The organism is Solidesulfovibrio alcoholivorans DSM 5433 (assembly GCF_000702665.1).
Taxonomy (GTDB): Bacteria; Desulfobacterota; Desulfovibrionia; order Desulfovibrionales; family Desulfovibrionaceae; genus Solidesulfovibrio; species Solidesulfovibrio alcoholivorans.
The window spans coordinates 1-1,893 of record NZ_JNJA01000056.1 but is presented as its reverse complement, the minus strand read 5'-3'; the positions used below and the strand labels follow the sequence as shown (position 1 = coordinate 1,893).

General features: G+C 40.9%; 2 protein-coding genes and 1 pseudogene. 1 reads left to right on the top strand and 2 read right to left on the bottom strand.

All coding sequences use genetic code 11. The features are described 5' to 3' along the window. Positions 1 to 144: pseudogene (locus Q368_RS27235) on the top strand (ArsR family transcriptional regulator); the annotation flags it as partial. Between the two features lie 90 nt (positions 145 to 234). Here Q368_RS27235 and Q368_RS25405 read toward each other — a convergent pair. Next, complete coding sequence (locus tag Q368_RS25405) at positions 235 to 1,491, bottom strand: GGDEF domain-containing response regulator (RefSeq protein WP_084159009.1); 1,257 nt, start codon at positions 1,489 to 1,491, stop codon at positions 235 to 237. Positions 1,492 to 1,710: 219 nt separating this feature from the next. Beyond that, positions 1,711 to 1,893, bottom strand: a 183-nt coding sequence (locus Q368_RS26850) for a hypothetical protein (RefSeq protein ID WP_211249813.1), incomplete at its 5' end; no start/stop codon positions are given.

Genomic DNA, 1,893 nt, shown 5'->3' with positions numbered 1-1,893 from the left:
CGTGTGGCATCTGGAAGCGTGAAGTTCTCCAGCACCGGTCTTCGTCTGTCCCCGACGCTCCTGGCTAACTACGGCTTCAGCCAGGGTGATGAGTTTAAGGTTTCCTGCATGGAAGAGGGGAAGATCGTCCTGGAAAAGAAGTAGCTAGCTAACTGTATCTTTTGAGAATAGTTTCGAAATGGCCCACGTCGTCCTGGGAAGAGGGGTGGCGTGGGTCGTTATACTGAGAAGAAGTTAACTGCAATAAATAAAATATTGATTTTTGCCATTATGTTTAGCTCGATAAAGGGCTTCGTCCGCTTTGTTTAAAAGCTCTTCGAGATTGTTCCCACAGTCTGGGAATGTTGAGACTCCGATGCTGACAGTTATTTTCAAATTAATATTGTTGGAGGTGAATTGATTTGTGTTGAAGGAGTTAATGAGTCTGTCAAGGAATGAGGTTGAATCTTGATCATTTATTTCTGGTATAATAGCACCGAATTCTTCACCACCTACTCTGCCGACGGTGTCAACCTGTCTTAGTGATTTATTCAGTAGATTAGCAACATAAATTAAAGCTTTGTCGCCAACGGGATGACCATACGTGTCGTTGATTGATTTAAAGCTGTCGATATCGATTGAGAGTAGAAGAAATGTGTGTCTGAATCGTTTCGCTCTTTCAAGTTCATCCTGTAATATTTCCATAAATTTTCGGCGATTATTTATGTTTGTAAGCTGATCAGTGGTAGATAGTTTTTCTAGTTTTTCTTCTGATAATTTAAGTTTGGTGCTGTCACTTGAAAAAACTACGACACCTTTTGAGACTCCTTCGCGTTTCTCGGAGAATGGGGAATAAGTTACAGACATATATCGACGCCCTATGCCTTGATAGTCAAACCAAGATTCGTATTTTTCTATATTGCCAGATAAAGCCGCGTCAATGTGTTGCTTTATAATGCCTTGGAATACACTATCGCCAAATAGCTCGGCTATGGTTGCTCCTACGATTTCATTTTCAGTTTTAACGAAAGCCTTGCAGTAAAAATCATTTGCTAAAATATATTTGTAATTTTTATCTATTAAAGAGAATAGCATTGGGGCATTCTGAACAATATTTTTATATCTCGCAAGGTTGATTTGTGATTTCTCGTTTGAGTAGATGAGGTCTACTGTTGATTTGAACTGAAACAAATTGTAGGGCTTTATAATGATGCCTGAAGGGGACGACTTGATGATGTTGTCTAGAGAAGACCCCTCAGTGTGCCCAGTAATTAAAATCGTCGGTATGCCAAGTTTGTTTTGTATGATTTCACAAGCCTCATAGCCATTCATTTTTGGCATATAAACATCAAGTATCACAATGCTTGGATTTAGTTGCTCTGCTAATTTGATGGCGTCTACACCGTTTGTCGCTTCTCCAAGTAAGACGTACCCAAGCTCGTCTATGTATTTTTTTAGGACATGCGAGCATAGCTTGGAGTCATCGGCAATAACTATTTTGGGGTAGAGCATGTTATGTCCTGTTTGATGGAGGTCGTTTCGCAGTTCTTTGGGGCTTGGATCGACAGACTAACCGATTTTGTTTATCTTTTCACTTCAAATTGTTACTACCGAGTTTTGGAGAATGCAACTCTTGTGTGAGTCGTTCGGTTAAAATGGTCCTTTGTTTTATGTGTTGCCAGTCTGCCACCTCGTAACCCCTTGATATTTTAACTTAACATACTGACACAATTAACTATTCACAGTCTCGCATCCTTCCCAACGTCCTTTTTTCTCCTCCCCTGTGTAAAAACCCCTTAACCTCCCCGTACCAAATCCGAACTTACCCCGAGCCAACGACGCGCCAACGAAGCCAACGGTTTTGGAAACGGTTAAGCCCTGATTACTCGGCATCACTTGGGAAAACTCGGTTAA

Coding starts and splice junctions, on each gene's coding strand:
- Q368_RS25405 (WP_084159009.1), bottom strand. CDS start 1,491: ATGCTCTACCCCAAAATAGTTATTGCCGATGACTCCAAGCTATGCTCG.